This is a genomic window from Methylobacterium sp. ME121, from assembly GCF_000974725.1.
Taxonomy (GTDB): Bacteria; Pseudomonadota; Alphaproteobacteria; order Rhizobiales; family Beijerinckiaceae; genus Methylobacterium; species Methylobacterium radiotolerans.
Genome location: NZ_BBUX01000004.1, coordinates 26,312 through 46,216, shown reverse-complemented (window position 1 = coordinate 46,216; position 19,905 = coordinate 26,312). Strand labels below are relative to the sequence as shown.

The following is a 19,905-nucleotide window of genomic DNA, read 5'->3' as shown; positions in this document are numbered from 1 at the left end:
TTTGATGGCCGAGCGGCGTGAACGTCGCCCTACCGCGTGGCCGGCGCGGCCTAGCGCAGCCCCTTCGGCCGGTCGCCGGTCGCCCAGGCCAGGGCCTGCTCCAGCCGGTCGTTGCCCCAGAACAGCTCGCCGTCGTCGGCCAGGAAGGTCGGCGCCCCGTAGATCCCGCGGGAGCGCGCCTCCTCGACGCTGACCCGGAGCTTGGTCTTGTTGGTCTCGGCGGCGGCGGCCCGCACGGTCTGCGTGCCGTCGAGCCCGAGCGAATCGAGAATCTCCGCCACGGCCGCCGGCTCCGCGATCGAGCGGCCCTCGGCGAAGCTCGCGGTGAAGACCGCCTTCGAGAACGGCACCAGCCACGCCTGGTCCTGGCCGAGGATCGCGACCCGCACCGCGCTGAGGCTGTTCTGTGGAAACTGGGCGGGGCGCGTCACCGGCGGCAGGCCGAGGCGGGCGGCCTCGCGCTCGACGTCGCGCCACATGTTCTTGCCCTTGGCCGCGTAGAGGTTGAACGGCGAGGTGGTCCAGCCCTGCGCGGCGAAGAGCGGCCCGACCAGGAAGGGGCGCCACCGGATCGCCACGTCCGCCTCGGCGGCGGCGGCCTCGACGCGCATGGCCGCGAGGTAGGAGTAGGTGGAGGCGAATTCGTACCAGAACTCCAGAATTGGCTGGCGCGCCATAGACTTCGCTTCTCCGATGCACTCTCGCGGCGATGACGACTGGCAACGCCCGCGCCGTTTCTGACACAGCCGCAAGGCCGCCGTGAGGCGAAACGCGGCCGATCCTCCGGCATTTGGCCTACGCGCGAGATGGCGCGCCGGTTGCAGGCCGGTGACACCCGCGATAAGCCGCAGACGCCCCGTCCCAGTTCCGGAAGCCGCATGTCCGTCCCCGCGAAGAGCCCCGTGAAGAAGGTCGTGCTGGCCTATTCCGGCGGCCTCGACACATCGATCATCCTGAAGTGGCTGCAGACCACCTACGGCTGCGAGGTCGTGACCTTCACGGCCGATCTCGGCCAGGGCGAGGAGCTGGAGCCCGCCCGCCGCAAGGCGGAGCTGCTCGGCATCAAGCCCGAGAACATCTACATCGAGGACCTGCGCGAGGAATTCGTCCGCGACTACGTCTTCCCGATGTTCCGGGCGAACGCCGTCTACGAGGGCGTCTACCTGCTCGGCACCTCGATCGCCCGGCCGCTGATCGCCAAGAAGCAGATCGAGATCGCCGAGAAGGTCGGCGCCGACGCGGTCTGCCACGGCGCCACCGGCAAGGGGAACGACCAGGTCCGGTTCGAGCTCGGCTACTACGCGCTCAAGCCCGACGTCACGGTGATCGCGCCCTGGCGCGAGTGGGACCTGCGCTCCCGCGAGCAGCTCATCGCCTTCGCCGAGCAGCACCAGATCCCGATCGCCAAGGACAAGCGCGGCGAGAGCCCGTTCTCGGTGGACGCCAACCTCCTGCACGCCTCCTCCGAGGGCAAGGTGCTGGAGGATCCGGCCGTCGAGGTGCCGGACTACGTCTACTCGCGCACGCTCTCGCCCGAGGAGGCGCCCGACCAGCCGACGATCATCACGATCGGGTTCGAGCGCGGCGACGCCGTCTCGATCGACGGCGAGAACCTGTCGCCCGCGAGCCTGCTGGCCAAGCTCAACGAGCTCGGCCGCGCCAACGGCATCGGCCGGCTCGACCTCGTGGAGAACCGCTTCGTCGGCATGAAGAGCCGCGGCATGTACGAGACGCCCGGCGGCACGATCCTGCTGCCGGCGCACCGCGCCATCGAGTCGATCACGCTGGACCGGGGCGCCGCGCACCTCAAGGACCAGCTCATGCCGCAATATGCCGAGCTGATCTACAACGGCTTCTGGTTCTCGCCGGAGCGCGAGATGATCCAGGCCCTGATCGACAAGAGCCAGGAGAAGGTCACCGGCACGGTGCGGCTGAAGCTCTACAAGGGCGGCGTCCACGTCGTCGGCCGCGAGAGCCCGCACTCGCTCTACGACCAGGATCTCGTGACCTTCGAGGAGGGTGCTGTCGCCTACGATCACCGCGACGCGGCCGGGTTCATCAAGCTCAACGCCCTGCGGCTGCGCACGCTGGCCCAGCGGAAGAAGCGCGAGGGCTGAGCCCGCTTCCGGTCGCCGCCGCGCGGGCGGCGACCGGCCTCGGCCGTCAGGCGGGCAGCCAGCGCTCGGCCGCCCGACGGAAGTCACCGGGTCCAAGATCGGCGTAGCGCAGGAAGATCTGCAGCGCGGGCTGCAGCTCGCGGTGGAGGCGCACGAGCCGCGTCTCCGCGTCCTCGTCGTCGTTCGCGGCCGCGCCCGGCACGCCGGCGAGATGGCGCTTCATCGCGTCCGTGTAGGCGCCGTCCGCGCCGTAGGGCCGCTCCGGATCGACGCGCGGCACCCCCTGCTCGGCATTCCACCCGATATGCAGCCGCGGGATCAGGGCGAGGTGCTCGGGCGTCACCGCGAAGGTGATGACGTCCGGTGTCTCGCCGGTCGCCGCGTCGCGGAAGACGTCGCCGACCGCGCTCGGGTCGAGCTTCGCCAGGCCGTTGTGGTACTGGTACCGGCCCGGCTTCAAGTGCGCGTTCTGGACGAAGACCGCGAGGCCGTCCTCCAGCGCCCGGTGCTCCTCCTCGGCGCCCTCGTCGTCGCCGGTAACGTTGGCGATGTCGCCGTCGCGATCCAGGCTGCCGTAGGGCGCCGCGGGGTGGATGGTCGGTGCGCCCGGCGCGGCGCCGCCCCAGGCGACGACCATCCGGCGGATCAGGGCGATGCGCTCCAGGCTCAGGTCGTAAACGGCATCGCTCATCGTGGGTCGGTCCCGGGTCTCACGCTGGAAGGCCCGTCTTACAGAGGCGCACCGCCCCCTGCTACCGCCGCAGGCAGCCCGTCAGCCCGTCGATCTGCCCCATCATGGCCTGGATCCGCGCGGCCCGTCGGCGCACGCCGGGAGAGGGCCGGCCGGCGCTGCGGGTGATCGGGTTCGGCAGGACGGCGGCGAGGAGGGCGGCCTCGTTGCGGGTCAGCCGGCTCGCGTCCTTGCCGAACCAGTGCCGGCTCGCGGCCTGCGCACCGTAGATCCCGTCTCCCCACTCGGCGACGTTGAGGTAGATCTCCATCATGCGGCGCTTGCCCCAGAGCGTGTCGAGCGCCAGCGCCAGCGGGATCTCGATGGCCTTGCGGATGTAGGAGCGGCCGGGCCAGAGGAAGACGTTCTTGACCGTCTGCATGGCGATCGTGGAGGCGCCGCGGCTCGGCGAGTCCTCGTCCTCGACCACGTCGCGGATCGCGCCGAAATCGACGCCGTGATCCAGGCAGAAGCGCTGATCCTCCGAGGCGATCACGGCCTGGGGCAGGGCCGGCGCGATGGCGGAGAGCGGGACCGGATCGCGGCTCACCGGCTGAAGCGTCAACCACCGTCCCAGCATCAGGGTCGACGGCGGCATCACCGCGCTATAGACGAGCGCCAACGTCAGCGCGAGGACGAACCCGACGGCGGGGAGCAGCAGCAGCGCTCCCACGGCCTGGCGGACGCGGCGGGAACGGCGCGGGCGCGCGAGCGGAAGGTCGCGACCTGCCGTCTCCCGCCTGCGTCGAGCCCCGTCCACCGTGAGTCCGTCCCCGCCCAACTGACACCCGATTGGTTTCCGCAAGGCCAGGACCGGACGTAAGCCCGATGACCCCGACCCCCTCAACGCAGGCACCGACCGGTTCGGTCAAGGCAGTCACGCCGGCCGCCGATTTTACCCACAGGTTGACGGAGGTCGCCGGCACCGTCGAGACCTTCCTGGTCGAGCGCCTCGGCCCCGCGGTCGGACCCGGCGAGATCGCCCGGCCGCCGCGCCTGATGGAGGCGATGCGCCACGCGGTGCTCGGCGGCGGCAAGCGCCTCCGGCCGTTCCTGGCCATCGAGACCGCCCGGATGCTCGGCGGTTCCGAGGCCGCCGCGCTGGCGGCCGGCGCCGGCGTCGAGCTGGTCCATTGCTACAGCCTCGTCCACGACGACCTGCCGGCGATGGACGACGACGACATGCGCCGCGGCAAGCCCACGGTCCACAAGGCCTACGACGAGGCCACCGCCATCCTGGTCGGTGACGCCCTGCAGACGCTGGCCTTCGAGATCGTCGCCGACCCGGCCTGGCAGCCGGATGCGCGCGTCCGCGCCGATCTCGTGCTCGGCCTCGCCCGCGCCTCGGGCCTGGGCGGCATGGTCGGCGGCCAGCTCCTCGACCTCACCGCCGAGGGCCGGTTCGGCGCGGCCAACATGGACGTGGACGACACCCTGCGGATGCAGGCGATGAAGACCGGGGCGATCCTGGCCTTCTCGGTCGAGGCCGGGGCGATCGTCGGCGGCGCCGACAAGGACCAGCGGGCCGCCCTCCTGCGTTACGGCCTCGCCCTGGGGCAGGCCTTCCAGATCGCCGACGACATCCTCGACCGGGAAGCTTCGCCCGAGGCCATGGGCAAGGCCACCGGCAAGGACAAGGATGCCGGCAAGGCGACGCTCGTCGACCGTCTCGGCATCGACGGCGCCCGCGCCGAGTGCGACCGCCTCGTCGGCGTCTGCGAGGACGCGGTGTCGTCCTGGGGGGAGGGCGCCCGCGTCCTGCGCGACGCCGCCCGCTTCACGGTCGCCCGCAAGACCTGATCGCGCCGGGCGGGGAAACCCGCCGGCCGCCTCGGGCGGCCGGGCCGGGCCCGACCACCGCGAGCACCGCGCCACGTCCGCGGTCGGCGCGCCACGGGCGGTCGCGACACCGCCGGATCGACGCGCTCCGCGGGGCGGACCCGCGCCGTCCCGATCGGGGCGATCCGAACCGGACGCGGGGCCGCGGAGCGCGCGGCGCCCGTCAGAGCCGGTTGTTCTTGTTGTGGACGTCGAGGCACACGGCGGCGAGCAGGACGACGCCCTTGATCACCTGCTGCCAGTCGACGCCGATCCCCAGGATCGACATGCCGTTGTTCATGATGCCGATGATGAAGGCGCCGATCACGACACCCGAGACCTTGCCGATGCCGCCCGCCGCCGAGGCGCCGCCGATGAAGCAGGCGGCGATCACGTCGAGCTCCATGCCGACGCCGGCCTTGGAATTCGCGGTGTTGAGCCGCGCGACGAAGATCATGCCGGCGAGACCCGCCAGCGCGCCCATGTTGGCGAAGGTCAGGAAGGTCAGCCTCTCGGTCTTGATGCCAGAGAGGCGCGCGGCCTTGATGTTCCCGCCCAGCGCGTAGATCCGGCGCCCGATCGTCGTCCGCGTCGTCACGAAGCCGTAGAGCGTCACCAGCGCCAGCAGCACGAGGAGCACGTTGGGCAGGCCCCGGTAGGCGCTCATCTGCCAGGCGAAGGCCAGGATCAGGATGGCGGTCACGCCGTTGCGGCCGATGAACGCCGCCACGGAGTCCGCCGGGCTCCCGTTCCGCAGCCGCGCCTGCCGCCTTCGCCAGCCGAGCCCGATCAGCGTCGCGACCAGCGCGAGGGCGATCAGGACGGAGGTCCAGGGTCCGGCGACATTGACGAGGAAGCCCTTGGCGAGGAGCTGGAACACCTCCGGGAACGGCCCGACGGAGGTGCCCTGGAGCAGCACCTGCGTCAGGCCGCGGAACACCATCATGCCGGCCAGGGTGACGATGAAGCTCGGTATGGCGAGGTAGGCCACGAAGTAGCCCTGCAGACCGCCGATGGCCGCCCCCACCGCGAGGCACAGGAGGGCGGCCGGGACCGGGTCGACGTGGAAGCGGACCATCAGCAGGGCTGCGAGCGCCCCCACGAATCCGACCACCGAGCCGATCGACAGGTCGATGTGCCCGGCCACGATGACCAGCAGCATCCCGAGCGCCATCACCACGACGTAGCTGTTCTGGAGAATCAGGTTGGTCAGGTTCAGCGGCTGGAACAGGACGCCGCCCGTCGCGACCTCGAAGAACAGCGTGATCACCGCCAGTGCGACGACGAGCCCGTAGGCGCGCAGCTGCGCCACCGGCAGGCGGCCGCGCCGGGCCCGGACCTCCCCCGTCGCGGCCGCGGCGGCCGGGATGATGTCGCTGCCGGGCCTCATGGATTTGCTCGCTGTGATGTCGGTCATCCGTTCAGGCCCCTGGAGCGCATGATCGCGCGCATGATCGCTTCCTGGCTGGCCTCGCCGCGATCGAACGCGCCCACGAACCGCCCCTCGTTCATCACGTAGATGCGGTCGCAGAGGCCGAGCAGTTCCGGCATCTCGGACGAGATCATGAGGACGCCGCGCCCGTCCTCGGCCAGCTCGTTGATGATGCTGTAGATCTCGTACTTGGCGCCGACATCGATGCCGCGCGTCGGCTCGTCGAGGATCAGCACCTTGGGCTGCGTGAACAGCCACTTGCTCAGCACGACCTTCTGCTGATTGCCGCCCGACAGGTGCACGGTCGGCTGCGTCACCCCGAGGGAGCGGATGCGCATCTTGGTGCGGTAGCCGGTCGCGACCCGGTGCTCGGCCGCCTCGTCGATCACCGCGGCGGTGGAGATGCCCGGCAGGTTCGCGAGGGTCATGTTCTCGCCGAGCACCAGCCCGAGCTGCTTGCGGTCCTCGGTGACGTAGGCGAGGCCGGCCGCGATCGCCCGGTCGATCGTCGAGACGTCGACCTCGACACCGTCGATCCGGACGGTGCCCCGGATGTCCTGCCCGTAGGACCGGCCGAAGAGGCTCATGGCGAGCTCGGTCCGACCGGAGCCCATCAGGCCCGCGATCCCGACGATCTCGCCCCTGCGCAGGCTCAGGCCGACGTCGCGCACCACCGCCCGCTCGGCGTGGATCGGGTGATGGACCGTCCAGTCGCGCACCTCCATCAGCACCGCGCCGATCCGCGGCGTGCGGACGGGGTAGCGGTTCTCCAGCGTGCGGCCGACCATCGCCCGGATGATGCGGTCCTCGTCGATCGGGCCGCCGCGGCAGTCGAGGGTCTCGACGGTGGTGCCGTCGCGCAGGACCGTGATCCGATCGGCCACCTTGGCGATCTCGCTGAGCTTGTGGGAGATCAGGATCGACGCGATGCCCTGCGCCTTGAAGCGCAGCAGCAGCTGCAGCAGCGCCGCGCTGTCGGTCTCGCTCAACGACGCGGTCGGCTCGTCGAGGATCAGCAGCTTGACCTCCTTGGAGAGCGCCTTGGCGATCTCCACGAGCTGCTGCTTGCCGACACCGAGATGGGTGACGAGGGTGTCGGGGCTCTCGTCGAGTCCCACCGTCGCCATCAGCGCGCGGGCGCGGGCGTGGACACGGTCCTGGTCGATGATGCCGAAGCGGGCCGGCTCATTGCCGAGGAAGATGTTCTCGGCGATCGACAGGTACGGCACCAGGGCCAATTCCTGGTGGATGATCACGATGCCGAGGCGCTCGCTGTCCGTGATGTCCCGGAAGTGGCCCGGCCGGCCCTCGTAGGTGATGTCGCCCGTGTAGGACCCGTGGGGATACACGCCGCTCAGAACCTTCATCAGCGTCGACTTGCCGGCCCCGTTCTCGCCGACCAGGGCGAGGATCTCGGCGGGCTCGACGGTGAGATTCACGTCGTCGAGAGCCTTCACACCGGGGAAGGTCTTGGAGATTCCCCGCATTTCGAGGACGGGCTGCATGCGGCGCCTACCAGCTCGGACTGCACGTTCGGCCCCCGCGCCGGCCATCGCGGCGCGGGGATGGGATCGGGCGGAGCCGCCGGGCTCCATCCCGGCTGCGATCACTTGAGCTGGTCGAGCGTGTAGTACCCGGTATCGACCAGGGCCTGCTTCCAGTTGGCCTGGGTGACGATCACCGGCGTGAGCAGGTAGGAGGGGACGACCTTCTTGCCGTTGCTGTAGGTCTTCACATCGTTGACTTCGGGCTGTCGGCCGGCCTCGATGGCGTCGATCATCGCCACCGCCACCTTGGCCAGATCCCGGGTGTCCTTGAAGATGGTCGCCGTCTGCTCTCCGGCGATGATCGACTTGACCGATTGCAGCTCGGCGTCCTGGCCGCTGATCACCGGCAGCTTCACGTCGCCCGAACCGTAGCCGACGCTCTTCACCGACGAGAGGATCGCCGTGGAGATGCCGTCGTAGGGCGAGAGCACGGCGTCGAGATGGGCGGTGCCGTAATAGGCCGAGAGCAGGTTATCCATCCGCGCCTGAGCGGTCGCCGCGTCCCAGCGCAGGGTGGACACCTTGTCCATGCCGAACTGGCCCGAGCGCACCACGAGCTTCCTCGCGTCGATGTAGGGCTTCAGCACCGACAGGGCGCCGTCGTAGAAAAAGTATGCGTTATTGTCGTCGGGCGAGCCGCCGAACAACTCGATGTTGAAGGGGCCCTTCCCGTCCTTCAGGCCGAGGGCGTCGACGATGGATGTCGCCTGCTGAACGCCGACCTTGTAGTTGTCGAAGGTGGCGTAGTAATCGACGTGCGGCGTCCCTTTGATGAGCCGGTCGTAGGCGATCACCCGGACGCCGCGCTCGCCCGCCTTCGACAGCACATCGCTGAGGGTCGTACCGTCGATGGAAGCGATCACCAGGATCTTCGCGCCCGTGGTGAGCATGTTCTCGATCTGGGCGAGCTGCGTCGGGATGTCGTCGTCCGCGTATTGCAGGTCCGGCTTGTAGCCCCTGGCCTTCAGAAGCCTGACGATGTTGTTGCCGTCGTCGATCCAGCGCTGCGACGACTTGGTCGGCATGGCGACCCCGATCGGATCCCCGCCGGCCGCCTGCACCGATGTCACGGCCGACGCTCCCAGGAGCGACAGGCCCAGGAAGTATGTGAGAACGGTCTGCCTGGCGTTCATAAGCCCCCCTCATGTTCACAGCTGGACTTCGTTCTGAGCTGAAGCGAGTCCGTACTTTTGTTTTTATCGACGCGTTGCTCTTATTACTGCGAATTGCTCTCTGACTGACCGGGTCTATGGACAATCCTCAGCTGATGTCGGCCCGTCCGACGTCGCGCCAGCCGGCCCGGATGACTTCGCCGGATCGGCAAGGCGCAGCGAGAGTCCGGCGCCGCCGACGTCCCCTCCGAGAGACCGGGCCGCGACCCCGGACTCGCCGGCCTCGGAATTTGTATGAGTTATGAAACGGGCCGTCAATCGGCCCGGACAGGGTGCCGGCACGCCGCGCGGGCTCGGGCAGGGGTGGGTGCGGAGCGGGCTCGGGCGCGGTTCGATCGCCTGCTGGCGCGCTCCGTTCGGGCGCGGCGGGGCGCACGGCCCGGGGGCAGGCAGCCGGTCGGGGTCGCGCGGCCGCTCGATCGGTGCGGCGGCCGCGGCCGCTCGGCGCGATCGGATCGGGGGTGGGCTGTGTCGAGCCTTGTCTCGTCGGGCGGAGTCGGCGCGCGTCGCTGCGCGGACCCGAGAACCGCGTCGTGTCAGCCGCGGCCGACGAACGGCATCTTGGTGGCCATGATGGTCATGAACTGCACGTTGGCCTCCAGCGGCAGGCTCGCCATGGAGAGCACGGCCTGACCGACATGGTCCGGATCCATCACCGCTTCGGCCCGCAGGGACCCGTCCGCCTGCGGGACGCCGGCCTTCATCTTGCCGCCCATGGGCGTGTCGGCGTTACCGATATCGATCTGGCCGCAGGCGATGTCGTAGGCCCGCCCGTCGAGGGAGGTCGCTTTGGTCAGCCCGGTGACGGCGTGCTTGGTCGCCGTGTAGGCGATGGAGTTCGGGCGGGGCGCGTGGGCCGAGATCGAGCCGTTGTTGATGATCCGGCCGCCCCGGGGATCCTGGTCGCGCATGATCCGGAAGGCGTGCTGCGTGCACAGGAACAGCGCCGTGAGGTTGGTGTCGACCACCTGCCGCCAAGTCTCGAGGGGCAGGTCCTCGAGGGGGACCGCCGGAGCGCCGATCCCGGCATTGTTGAACAGCAGGTCGAGACGGCCGAACTCCGCCTTGGTGCGCGCGAACAGGGCGGCGATCGAGTCGGGATCGGTCACGTCGGTGGGGACCGCCAGGGCCCCGTGGCCGATCTGCGCGCTGACCTCGTCGAGGGGGGCCTGACGCCGCCCGGAGAGGACGACGCGCCATCCGGCCCCGGCGAGCGCCAGGGCGGCGGCCTTGCCGACACCCGTCCCGGCCCCGGTCACGATCGCGATCCGCTCAAGCCCCGACATGCGTTCCTCCGGTTCCGGTGTTGCACCGCCTGTAGCGGATGGCCGCCGCCGCGCGAAGGCGTCGGCGTTTCAGATGCGGGCCGCGGTCACGGGGCGTACCGGCGCGCGCCATGCGCTATGATGGTCTGAAAGACGCGGGGATGGGAACGGAACGATGGGGCTGGGTTCGTCGGCAGGCCTGCGCGGGACGATCGACGCGGCGGTTCCGGCGTGAGCGCACCCGAGATCCCGTTCCTGGCCGGGCTCGACGCGCCGGCGGTCGCGGCCGTGCGGGCCCGGATGGTGCCGGTGGCGGTGCCGGGCGGCCGCACTCTGTTCGAGCAGGGCGATACCGGGGACGCCCTGTACACGCTGGTCTCCGGGGCGGTCGGCGTCTCGGCCCGCGACCATGCCGGGCGGCCGACCCGGATCGCGCGCCTGCGGCCGCCCGAGACGTTCGGGGAGATGGCCCTGCTGTCGGACGCCCCGCGGGCGGCCACCGTGATGGCACTGCGCGATTCGCACCTCGTGCAGCTCACCAGGGACGCGTTCGAGGCGGTGATCGCCGAGCACCCGCACACGCTCCTCTACTTCGCCCGGATGCTCGCCGACCGCCTGCGGGCGATCTACGACGGCTACTCCGTCCACCACGCGCCGCGGATCTTCACGATCCTGGCGGTGACCGAGGGGCCGGATCCGGCGCGGGTGGCGCGGCAGCTCGCCGCCGCCTTCGACGTCCTGCTGCCCGGGGAGACCGGCTGCCTGACCGACTGGCCGGAGGGCGCCGACGAGGCGTGGTTCCAGGCCTTCGAGGGCGACCACGCGCGCACGATCTTCGCGGCGCACGACATCGATTGCCCCTGGTGCCGGCAGAGCCAGCGGCGGGGCGACCACGTCCTGCTCCTGGCCGAGCCCGGCGCGCCGCCGCGTCCGGGCGCGGCGGCCTATCTCGACCGGGTGCGCTCCGACTGGATCCGCATGGATCTCGTCGTGCGCCAGGATCCCGGGGCCCGGCGCCCGAAGGCCCTCCATCCGGAAGTCGCCGCGCTGCCGGCGGCGATGCGCATCCAGGTCCGGGACGGCGACCGCGCGGATCTGCATCGCCTCGCGCGGCTCGCCAGCGGGTCGGCGCGGGGCCTCGTCCTCGGCGGCGGCGGCGCGCGGGGGCTCGCCCATCTCGGGGTGCTCAAGGCCCTCGACGAGGTCTCCTGCGCGCCGGACTTCGTCGGCGGGACCAGCATGGGGGCGATCATCGCGGCGAGCCTCGCCATGGGCTGGAGCGTCGCGGAGATCCAGGCGCAGATCGAGGCGTTCTTCGCCACCAGCAACCCGATCAACGACTACACGCTGCCGCTGCACGCGCTGACCCGCGGCGCCAAGGTCGATGCCGGCCTCGCGGCGCGCTACGGCGGCGTGCGCATCGAGGACCTCTGGCTGCCGTTCTTCTGCGTCTCGTCGAACCTGACGACCGGCAACACCATGGTTCACCGCTCGGGCGACCTGCCGAAGGCCCTGCGCGCCAGCATCGCGATCCCCGGCCTCCTGCCGCCCGTGCTCTGCGACGAGGGCGTCCTGGTCGACGGCGGCATGATGAACAACCTTCCGGCCGACGTCGCCGCCGGGCTGGAGCGCGGGCCGGTCCTGGCCGTCGATGTCGGGACCGACCGGGCGTTCCAGGACATGCCGCGGCGCGGCTGGAGCGGCCGGCTCATGCGCAAGCTGATCGGCTCGCCGCTGGCGATGCCGGGACTGGCACCGCTGCTGCTGCGCGCCGCCACCGTGTCGAGCGACTCGCAGAGCCTGATGGCGGCCGCCCACGCGACCGCGGTGCTCAAGCCGCAGCTCTCCGGCATCGACCTGCGGGCGTGGTCGCGCTTCCGGGAATCGGCGGAGCTGGGCTACCGGGAAACCCGCGCGGGCATCGCGACCGGCACCCTCGCGCGCTGGCTCGACCCGGTGCGCTGAGAAGTCCGCGTGCGCAGGCGCACGCGCGGCGCCCATGGCCCTGTAACCCGGAGCGTCCGGCGACGATCTCCGCTGCAACGCGTCGTTCGGAGACCGAACCCATGACCCAGCTCGCCACGCCCCTGACCGGCACCGTGCCCGGTTCCGCGCAAGATCGGCGCACCGCGACCGACCATTCCGCGCCGCAATCCCTGCTGCACGGCGCCGCCTTCGTGCTGCTGTGCCTCTGGACGCGGACCGCGCCGGAGCGCCTGCGCGACCAGCTCTCCCCGGAAGCCGGCGACGGCGCCGCGCTCGGCTTCTGAGCGGATCGGACCGGCAGCCGCGCGCGTTCCCCGCCGCGAGGGATGCCGGGCATGACGGAGCGCGCGAGGATGACCGTCGCGGGAGTGAAGTTTCGCCGGATCGCCCTGCCTGAGGTCGCCCTGCACGTGGCCGAGGCGGGCCCCGAGACGGGTCCGCCGACCATCCTGCTGCACGGCTTCCCGGAATCCTGGTACGGCTGGCGCCACCAGATCGGGCCCCTCGCCGAGACGGGGCTGCGGATCATCGCGCCGGACCAGCGGGGCTACGGCCTCAGCGACAAGCCTGCGGGGATCGCCGCCTACCACCTGGACCGGCTGGCCGGCGACGTCCTGGCGCTGGCCGACGCCTGCGGCGCGCCCGCGGTGCGGCTGGTCGGCCACGACTGGGGCGGCCTCGTCGCCTGGTGGGTGGCGAGCCGCCACCCCGAGCGGATCGACCGGCTGGCGATCCTCAACGCGCCGCATCCGGCCGTCGTCGGCGCCTACATGCGGCACCATCCGGGCCAGTGGCTGCGCAGCACCTACGTGGGCCTCTTCCAGCTGCCGCGCCTGCCCGAGCGGCTGCTCACGGCGGATCGCTGCCGTGCCCTACGGCGCGCGCTGACGACCTCCAGCCGTCCGGGCGCCTTCGCGGAGGCCGATCTCGACCACTACGTCGCGGCGTGGCTCCAGCCCGGCGCGATGACCGGCATGCTGAACTGGTACCGGGCCCTGGTGCAGCTGCCCCGGGCGCGGCCGCCGCGGGTGCGGGTGCCGGTGCTGATCCTCTGGGGGCGGCGGGACACCGCGCTGCAACCCGGCCTAGCGGAGGCGAGCCTCGCGTACTGTGACGCTGGCCAACTCCGCTGGTACGAGCGGGCCAGCCACTGGCTCGCCCACGAGGAACCCGAAGCGGTCAACGCCGATCTCGCCGCGTTCCTCCGGTAGCCGCCGGGGCCCCGCGCAGGAACGCCGGCCGGTTCACGCGGGCAAGTTGCAGAACGCTATTCAGTGCACGGACGGATCTCGGAAGTCTCGGCGCCGGCGCGTTCGAGCACGCGCCGGCCGCAGCGGTAATCCGTGCGCCTTCCGGGAGCCCCGCAACATTTTTCGCCTCCGAATCCGGAACATGACGAGCACTTGTCACTTGGTGGTGGCCCACGAGGGCTGATCGGAGCTACTCCACGATGTCTTTTCGTTCTTTCCTGACCGCGGGTGTGGTCTTCGGCGGCCTTCTGGCCGGAACTGTCGCGTCGCAGGCCGCGCCCGCGATCGCGCAGCCCGGCCTCGCCGGATCCGACATGGTCGAGACCGTGGCGATGCATCGCCACCACCGCATGCATCATCACCGGATGCACCGTCATCACTCGACCCGGCACGAGCGCCGGATGCGGCGCATGAACACGATGCGGCACGGCAACCCGAACGCCCGCAATCCGTCGCGCCCGGGCTACCAGCAGCAGCTCGGCAACACCACGGGCGGCCCGCGCTACTGACATCCGACCCGCGTCCGGATCCCGCACAGGCTGCGCCGGATCCGGGCGCCATCCACCGGCGATGCGCCGTCCGGGCGCCTTCTCCCCAGCCGCGTCGGTTCGCGCAGCCTGATTCGCCCGCGGCGCTCTGCTAAGACGCGGCATGGCCCGAACCGCCGTCCGCCCCACCGCCGACACGACGCCCCCGCCCGGCCTGGACCCGGCCGGCGCGACGCCGATGATGGCGCAGTACATCGAGATCAAGGCCGCCAATCCGGACTGCCTCCTGTTCTACCGGATGGGCGACTTCTACGAGCTGTTCTTCGAGGATGCGGAGACCGCGTCCCGGGCGCTCGGCATCGTCCTGACGAAGCGCGGCAAGCACGTGGGCAGCGAGATCCCGATGTGCGGCGTGCCGGTCGAACGGTCCGACGACTACCTCAACCGTCTCATCGCCCTCGGCCACCGGGTGGCGGTGTGTGAGCAGACCGAGGATCCGGCCGAGGCCAAGAAGCGCGGGCCCAAATCCGTGGTCCGCCGCGAGGTCGTGCGGCTCGTCACCCCCGGCACGATCACGGAGGACCGGCTCCTCGACCCGGCCCGCGCCAACCTCCTCCTGGCGATCGGCCGCCGGAAGACCGGGGAGGGGGCAGTCGCCTACGGCCTCGCCGCGGTGGACATCTCCACCGGCCGCTTCTCCCTGAGCGAGGTCGCGGGCGGCGACCTGTCCGGTGCCATCGCCCGGCACGACCCGCGGGAGATCGTCCTGTCGGAGGCGATCCACGCCGATCCGGCCCTCGCGCGGCTCTGGCAGGAGAGCCGCGCCGCCGTCGTGCCCCTGGCACAGGCCGAGCTCGAGCCCGCCGCCGCCGAACGGCGCCTGCGCGAGCAGTACGGCGTCTCGACCCTGGAGGGGTTCGGCCAGTTCACCCGGGCCGAGATCGCGGCGGCCGGGGCGGCGCTCCTCTACATCGCCCGGACGCAGCTCGCGGCCCGTCCGCCCCTGGCCGTCCCGACCCGCGAGGATGGCGGCGCGACTCTGGCGATCGACGCGGCGACGCGGGCCAACCTCGAACTCACCCGCACCCTGTCGGGGGAGCGCGCCGGGAGCCTCCTCGCGACGATCGACCGGACCGTGACGGCGAACGGGGCGCGGCTGCTCGCCGAGCACCTCGCGGGCCCGCTCACCCACCTCGACGCCATCGCCCGGCGGCACGCGGCGGTGGCGTACCTGGTGGAGGACGCGCGCCTGCGCGGCGGCCTGCGCGACGCCCTGGCGCGGGCCCCCGACCTCGCCCGGGCGCTCTCGCGGACCGGGCTCGGCCGTGCGGGTCCCCGCGACCTCGCGGCCATCCGCGACGGCCTCGCGGTGGCGGCGGATCTCGGCGCCCGCCTCGCCGCCATCCCCGGTCTCCCGGTGGATCTCGCCCGGCTGGCCGAGCACCTGGCCGAGGCCGACCCGGAGCTCATCGCGACGCTGGCGGCGGCGCTCGCCGACGAGCTGCCCCTGAGCCGGCGCGACGGCGGCTTCGTGCGCGCGGGCTACCACCCGGAGATCGACGAGGCGCGGACCCTCGGCCAGGATTCCCGCAAGGTGATCGCGGCCCTGCAGGCGCGCTACGCCGAGCAGACCGGCTGCCGGACCCTGCGGATCAAGCACAACAACCTGCTGGGCTACTTCATCGAGGTCCCGCAATCCGTCGGCGAGGCCTGCCTGAAGGGCCTGCAGAGCGAGTTCGTCCACCGCCAGACCATGGTGGACGCCATGCGCTTCACCAGCGTCGAGCTGGGCGAGCTGGAGTCGAAGATCTCGGGCGCCTCCGACCGCGCGCTGGCCCTGGAGGCCGCCGTCTTCGACGACCTCGCGGCCCGCGTGCTGGCCCGGGCCGAGCCCATCGCCGAGGTGGCCGAGGCGCTGGCCGGGCTCGACGTGGCGGCGAGCCACGCGGAACTCGCCGTCGAGCTCGACTGGCGGCGCCCCGTGGTCGACGAATCGCTCAGCTTCGTCGTGGTCGGCGGCCGCCACCCGGTGGTCGAGGCGGCCCTGCGCCGGGCCGGCGAGCCGTTCATCGCCAACGATTGCGACCTGTCCGGCGACACGCGCGGCCGGATCCGCCTGATCACCGGCCCGAACATGGGCGGCAAATCGACCTTCCTGCGCCAGAACGCGCTGATCGCGGTGCTCGCCCAGATGGGCGCCTTCGTGCCGGCCGCGGAGGCGCGGATCGGCCGGGTCGACCGGCTGTTCTCCCGCGTCGGCGCCGCCGACGACCTCGCCCGGGGGCAGTCGACCTTCATGGTCGAGATGGTCGAGACGGCGGCGATCCTCAATCAGGCGACGCGGCGCTCCCTGGTGATCCTGGACGAGATCGGCCGCGGCACCGCGACCTTCGACGGCCTGTCGATCGCCTGGGCCTGCCTCGAACATCTCCACGAGGTGAACGCCTGCCGGGCGCTGTTCGCCACGCATTTTCACGAGCTGACGGCCCTCGGCGACCGGCTGGCGCGCCTCGAGAACGCGACGCTGAAGGTGGCCGAGCACCGGGACGGCGTCGTGTTCCTGCACGAGGTCGTGCCGGGGGTCGCCGAGCGCAGCTACGGGCTGCAGGTGGCCCGGCTCGCCGGACTCCCGGGCAGCGTCGTGACCCGGGCCGGGGCGATCCTCAAGAGCCTCGAGAAAGCCGAGCGGGGCCGCCCGGCCCGCGCCCGGATCGACGACCTGCCGCTGTTCGCCGCGCTCGCTCCTCCGCCGCCACCGGAGCCTCCGCGGGAGGATCCGCTGGGCGCGCTGCTCGACGCGATCGATCCGGACGCGCTGACGCCGCGCGAGGCGCTCGACGCGCTCTACCGCCTGAAGCGCGAGCGCGCGGCGCGGGGCTGAGACCCGGCGGCCGTGCCGCGGCGGCTCGGCCCGAAGATCCTCAGGTCGGCGCGGGCGAGAACCCGTCCGGGCAGGCCGGCCCGTCGCGGCCGGCCCGGCGATCGGCCACGTAGTCGAGGGTGCTGGCCACGACGCGCTCGGAATAGGGCTTGGCGATCACCCCGATCGCGCCGGCGAAATCGGCCGGGATGCGCTTGGCGTTGGCGGTCATGAACACCACCGTGGTGCGCCGGTCGGCCGACAGCGCCCGAGCCACGTCGATCCCGGTCGGGCCGTCGACGAGGTGGATATCCACGAGGGCGACGTCGGGCGCCGTGGACCGGCCGAGCGCGATGGCCTCCGTCGCGTTGCCGGCGACGCCGACCGTGACGTGCCCGAGATCGTCCAGCAGGGATTCCAGCTCGAGGGCGATCAGGGCCTCGTCTTCCACGACGAGGATGCGGAGCGCGGCGTCCGCGGCGGCGTTCCCGGTCCCCATACGCTCCTCGTCCTCCGGCCCCGCGGCCGACGAGCTTGATGCCTCCACGTCGATTTCTCAAGCCAGCTGCTTGAGCGGGATGTCGATCTCGACGGTCGTGCCCGGACCGGCATCCGCCCAGGCGATCGTCCCGCGCATCTGCCGGACCACCATCTCCACGAGATTGCGACCGAAACCCGCCGGGTTCGGCGCCGCCGCGGCGACGCCGACGCCGTTGTCGCGGATCGTCATGTGCATCCCGCCATCGGTGCGGCGGGCGACGATCGACACGCGTCCCTCCCGCTCGTCCGGGAAGGCGTGGCGCAGGGCGTTGGCCGTCAGCTCGTGGATCATCAGCGCGAGGGGGGCCGCCATCGCGGCGGCCACCGCGATCGGTTCGACATCGGCCTCCACCCGGCGCCGCTCCGGGTCGAGGCCGGCATTCATGTCGGCCAGGAACTCGGCCGCGAAGTCGCCGAGGTTGAAGTGCGTGCAGTCGCCCTCGGAGTAGAGCATCCGGTGCGCCGTCGAGAGGGCGCCGATCCGCTCCGCCATGCCCTGGAGCGCGTCCCGCGCCTCGCCCTCGGGCGTGCGCCGCGCCTTCAGGAGCATCAGCGAGGAGATCACCTGAAGATTGTTCTTCACCCGGTGATCGACCTCGTGCAGCAGGGCGGTCTTCTGCTCCAGGGCCGCTGTCAGGTCCTGGGTCCGGGCCGCAACGAGGCGCTCCAGCTCGTCGTTGGTGCCGCGCATCGCCACTTCCATCTGGTGGACGTGGGTCATGTCGGCCTGGGCGGCGTAGAAATAGGCGAGCCCCTCCGCGTCGCGCACCGGGGTGATGGTCATCGCGTTCCAGAACGACGACCCGTCCTTGCGGTAGTTCAGCAGCTCCACGGAGATCGGCTCGGCGGCCTCGACGGCCGAGCGGATGCGCTGCACCGTCGACCGGTCGGTGGCCGGGCCCTGCAGCATGCGGCAGTTGCGCCCGACGATCTCGTCGGCGGCGTAGCCGGTGGCGGTCAGGAACGCGTCGTTGGCCCAGGCGATCGGGTTGTCGGGGGCGCGGGCATCGGTGATGACCATCGGCGACGGGCTCGACGCGAACGCGTCGACGAGCGTCGCGAGGGGCGGACCGGTCTCGGATCGGGCACTCAACGCATCATTCCACAGTCAGGCGGTGATCCCGTTCGTCCGGCGGCGCCACCATCGCGCTCCGACCGCGGGACGTGGACACCGCGTTAAGCAAGCTTCTACCAAGATTGGGGCGCAAGACAGCACGATCCAGCGAGAACAGGTGCGGCGTAAGGCTGCCACGATTTCGCGGGATCAAGGCCACGAACGCTCAGGAGTTCCATGCCATGGCGAACCAGCCACAGGCGACGCGTCGCTTCCGGCTCCGCGACATCGTCGAGGACCGGCGGATCGTGCTCATGCTGGCCCTCGGATTCTCGTCCGGCCTGCCGCTGCTCCTGGTGCTGGGGACCTTCACGCTCCGCCTCGCCTTCTCGGACATCGACGTGCGGGCGATCGGCCTGTTCAGCTACGTGGCGCTGCCCTACTCGCTGAAGTTCCTCTGGGCGCCAGCCATCGACCGCCTGAACGTGCCGGTGCTGAGCGCCCGCCTCGGGCGCCGCCGCGCCTGGATGGTGACGACGCAGGCCGCGGTCGCCCTGTGCCTGATCCTGATGGCCTTCTCGGATCCGAAGACGAACCTCGCGCTCCTGGGCCTCGGGGCCTTCCTGGTGGCGTTCTGCGCGGCCAGCCAGGACGTCGTGATCGACGGCTGGCGCATCGACGCCGCCGGCAGCGACTTCCAGGGCATCCTGGCGGCGACCTCGAACCTCGGCTACCGCATCGGCCTGATCACCGCCGGCGCGGGGGCGCTGTTCATCGCCTCGGCGGGGGGCTGGACGCTGGCCTACCTGATCATGGCGGCGCTCATGCTGGTCGGGATGATCGCCGCCCTGCTGGCCCCGGCCTTCGACGCGCCGCGCGCGGCGCGAGCCGAGACGCCCGGCCGGTCCCGGTTCTGGTCGATGCGCCGCGCCATCCTGGAGCCGCTGACCGAGCTGCACGGCCGGTTCGGCGGCGCGCTCTGGGGCATCCTCCTGCTCGTGGCCCTGTTCCGGCTGCCCGACTTCCTGTCCGGCGTGATGGCGAGCCCGCTCTACCGGACGCTGGGCTTCGACCTGAAGGAGATCGCCACCGTCACCAAGCTCTACGGCATCTGGGTCGGCATCGCGGGCGGCTTCGCGGGCGGCTGGGCGCTGGCCCGGCTCGGCCTGTTCCCGACGCTGCTGCTGGGCGCCTTCCTGGCCGCCGCCTCGCACCTCGCCTTCGCGTGGCTGGCGGCCGGCGCGCCCGAGATCTGGCGCCTGACGGTGGCCATCTCCATCGAGAATTTCTGCGGCTCCTTCGCGGGGATCGTGCTGATCGCCTACATGTCGAGCCTCACCAGCCCGGCCTACGCGGCGACGCAGTACGCGCTGTTCTCCTCGCTCTACGCGCTGCCGGGCAAGCTGATCGCCGGCTCGTCGGGCTTCGTGGTCGCGGCGATCGGCTATCCGGCCTTCTTCGTCATGACCTCCCTGGTGGGAATCCCCGTCCTGGCGCTCTGCCTGGCGGTCGGGCGGCGGAGCGGGCGGGCGGAGGCCGCGGCGCCGGCGCGGGACGCCCAGGAGCCGGGGAACCGCATCCCGGGGCCCGAGCTTCCTACCACGGCGCGCGCCCCGGGGGCCGCGTGAGCGGGACAGATCCAGGGA

General features: G+C 71.5%; 17 protein-coding genes. 8 read left to right on the top strand and 9 right to left on the bottom strand.

Annotation, left to right across the window (positions count from 1 at the left end):
- Positions 1-50: 50 nt before the first annotated feature.
- The gene (locus tag ME121_RS05065; protein ID WP_029359885.1) at positions 51-677 is read right to left on the bottom strand and encodes a 2-hydroxychromene-2-carboxylate isomerase; all 627 of its coding nucleotides are present in this window, start codon (positions 675-677) and stop codon (positions 51-53) included.
- Positions 678-878: 201 nt separating this feature from the next.
- Here ME121_RS05065 and ME121_RS05060 point away from each other — a divergent pair, with 201 nt between their 5' ends.
- Positions 879-2,117, top strand: coding sequence for an argininosuccinate synthase (locus ME121_RS05060; RefSeq protein ID WP_012317616.1), 1,239 nt, complete (start codon positions 879-881; stop codon positions 2,115-2,117).
- Positions 2,118-2,163: 46 nt separating this feature from the next.
- Here the strand turns inward: ME121_RS05060 and ME121_RS05055 are convergent, their stop codons facing one another.
- Together ME121_RS05055 and mtgA are read right to left on the bottom strand one after the other, a co-directional pair.
- Positions 2,164-2,808, bottom strand: a complete 645-nt coding sequence (locus ME121_RS05055) for a hypothetical protein (RefSeq protein ID WP_012317617.1) — start codon at positions 2,806-2,808, stop codon at positions 2,164-2,166.
- A gap of 61 nt (positions 2,809-2,869) precedes the next feature.
- Positions 2,870-3,640 (bottom strand): monofunctional biosynthetic peptidoglycan transglycosylase, encoded by a 771-nt coding sequence (gene mtgA / locus ME121_RS05050; RefSeq protein WP_373866300.1) that lies wholly within the window; start codon positions 3,638-3,640, stop codon positions 2,870-2,872.
- A 35-nt stretch (positions 3,641-3,675) separates the two neighbouring features.
- Between mtgA and ME121_RS05045 the strand changes: the two genes are divergently transcribed.
- A complete protein-coding gene (locus ME121_RS05045; protein WP_012317619.1) occupies positions 3,676-4,647 on the top strand; it encodes a polyprenyl synthetase family protein in 972 nt (323 codons plus the stop codon).
- Between the two features lie 202 nt (positions 4,648-4,849).
- Here ME121_RS05045 and mmsB read toward each other — a convergent pair whose 3' ends face one another.
- From mmsB to ME121_RS05025, 4 genes are all read right to left on the bottom strand, one after another.
- Positions 4,850-6,082, bottom strand: coding sequence for a multiple monosaccharide ABC transporter permease (gene mmsB / locus ME121_RS05040; protein WP_053620236.1), 1,233 nt, complete (start codon positions 6,080-6,082; stop codon positions 4,850-4,852).
- On the bottom strand, positions 6,079-7,602 hold the full coding sequence (gene mmsA, locus ME121_RS05035) for a multiple monosaccharide ABC transporter ATP-binding protein (protein WP_059408438.1): 1,524 nt from the start codon (positions 7,600-7,602) through the stop codon (positions 6,079-6,081). The genes mmsB and mmsA overlap by 4 nt, the downstream gene beginning before the upstream one ends.
- 101 nt (positions 7,603-7,703) lie before the next feature.
- Positions 7,704-8,777, bottom strand: a complete 1,074-nt coding sequence (gene chvE, locus ME121_RS05030) for a multiple monosaccharide ABC transporter substrate-binding protein (protein ID WP_024831047.1) — start codon at positions 8,775-8,777, stop codon at positions 7,704-7,706.
- A 575-nt stretch (positions 8,778-9,352) separates the two neighbouring features.
- A complete protein-coding gene (locus ME121_RS05025; protein ID WP_012317623.1) occupies positions 9,353-10,102 on the bottom strand; it encodes an SDR family oxidoreductase in 750 nt (249 codons plus the stop codon).
- 210 nt (positions 10,103-10,312) lie between these two features.
- Here ME121_RS05025 and ME121_RS05020 point away from each other — a divergent pair, with 210 nt between their 5' ends.
- The 5 genes from ME121_RS05020 (at position 10,313) to mutS (ending at position 16,686) form a co-directional block, all read left to right on the top strand.
- A complete protein-coding gene (locus ME121_RS05020; RefSeq protein WP_059408437.1) occupies positions 10,313-12,046 on the top strand; it encodes a patatin-like phospholipase family protein in 1,734 nt (577 codons plus the stop codon).
- 101 nt (positions 12,047-12,147) lie between these two features.
- A complete protein-coding gene (locus tag ME121_RS05015) occupies positions 12,148-12,351 on the top strand; it encodes a hypothetical protein (RefSeq protein WP_029359879.1) in 204 nt (67 codons plus the stop codon).
- A gap of 69 nt (positions 12,352-12,420) precedes the next feature.
- Positions 12,421-13,278 carry an alpha/beta fold hydrolase gene (locus tag ME121_RS05010; protein WP_058607352.1) on the top strand — a complete coding sequence of 286 codons (858 nt, stop codon included), beginning with the start codon at positions 12,421-12,423 and terminating at the stop codon, positions 13,276-13,278.
- A gap of 239 nt (positions 13,279-13,517) precedes the next feature.
- Positions 13,518-13,826 (top strand): hypothetical protein, encoded by a 309-nt coding sequence (locus tag ME121_RS05005; protein ID WP_012317627.1) that lies wholly within the window; start codon positions 13,518-13,520, stop codon positions 13,824-13,826.
- 142 nt (positions 13,827-13,968) lie between these two features.
- Complete coding sequence (gene mutS / locus ME121_RS05000; RefSeq protein ID WP_059408436.1) at positions 13,969-16,686, top strand: DNA mismatch repair protein MutS; 2,718 nt, start codon at positions 13,969-13,971, stop codon at positions 16,684-16,686.
- Positions 16,687-16,726: 40 nt separating this feature from the next.
- On the opposite strand, the gene ME121_RS04995 is transcribed toward mutS, so the two are convergent.
- Together ME121_RS04995 and ME121_RS04990 are read right to left on the bottom strand one after the other, a co-directional pair.
- On the bottom strand, positions 16,727-17,164 hold the full coding sequence (locus ME121_RS04995) for a response regulator (protein WP_012317629.1): 438 nt from the start codon (positions 17,162-17,164) through the stop codon (positions 16,727-16,729).
- Positions 17,165-17,221: 57 nt separating this feature from the next.
- Positions 17,222-18,298, bottom strand: coding sequence for a histidine kinase dimerization/phosphoacceptor domain -containing protein (locus tag ME121_RS04990; protein ID WP_046154842.1), 1,077 nt, complete (start codon positions 18,296-18,298; stop codon positions 17,222-17,224).
- A 203-nt stretch (positions 18,299-18,501) separates the two neighbouring features.
- On the opposite strand from ME121_RS04990, the gene ME121_RS04985 reads away from it, so the two are divergent.
- On the top strand, positions 18,502-19,887 hold the full coding sequence (locus tag ME121_RS04985) for an AmpG family muropeptide MFS transporter (RefSeq protein WP_024831043.1): 1,386 nt from the start codon (positions 18,502-18,504) through the stop codon (positions 19,885-19,887).
- Positions 19,888-19,905: the final 18 nt, after the last annotated feature.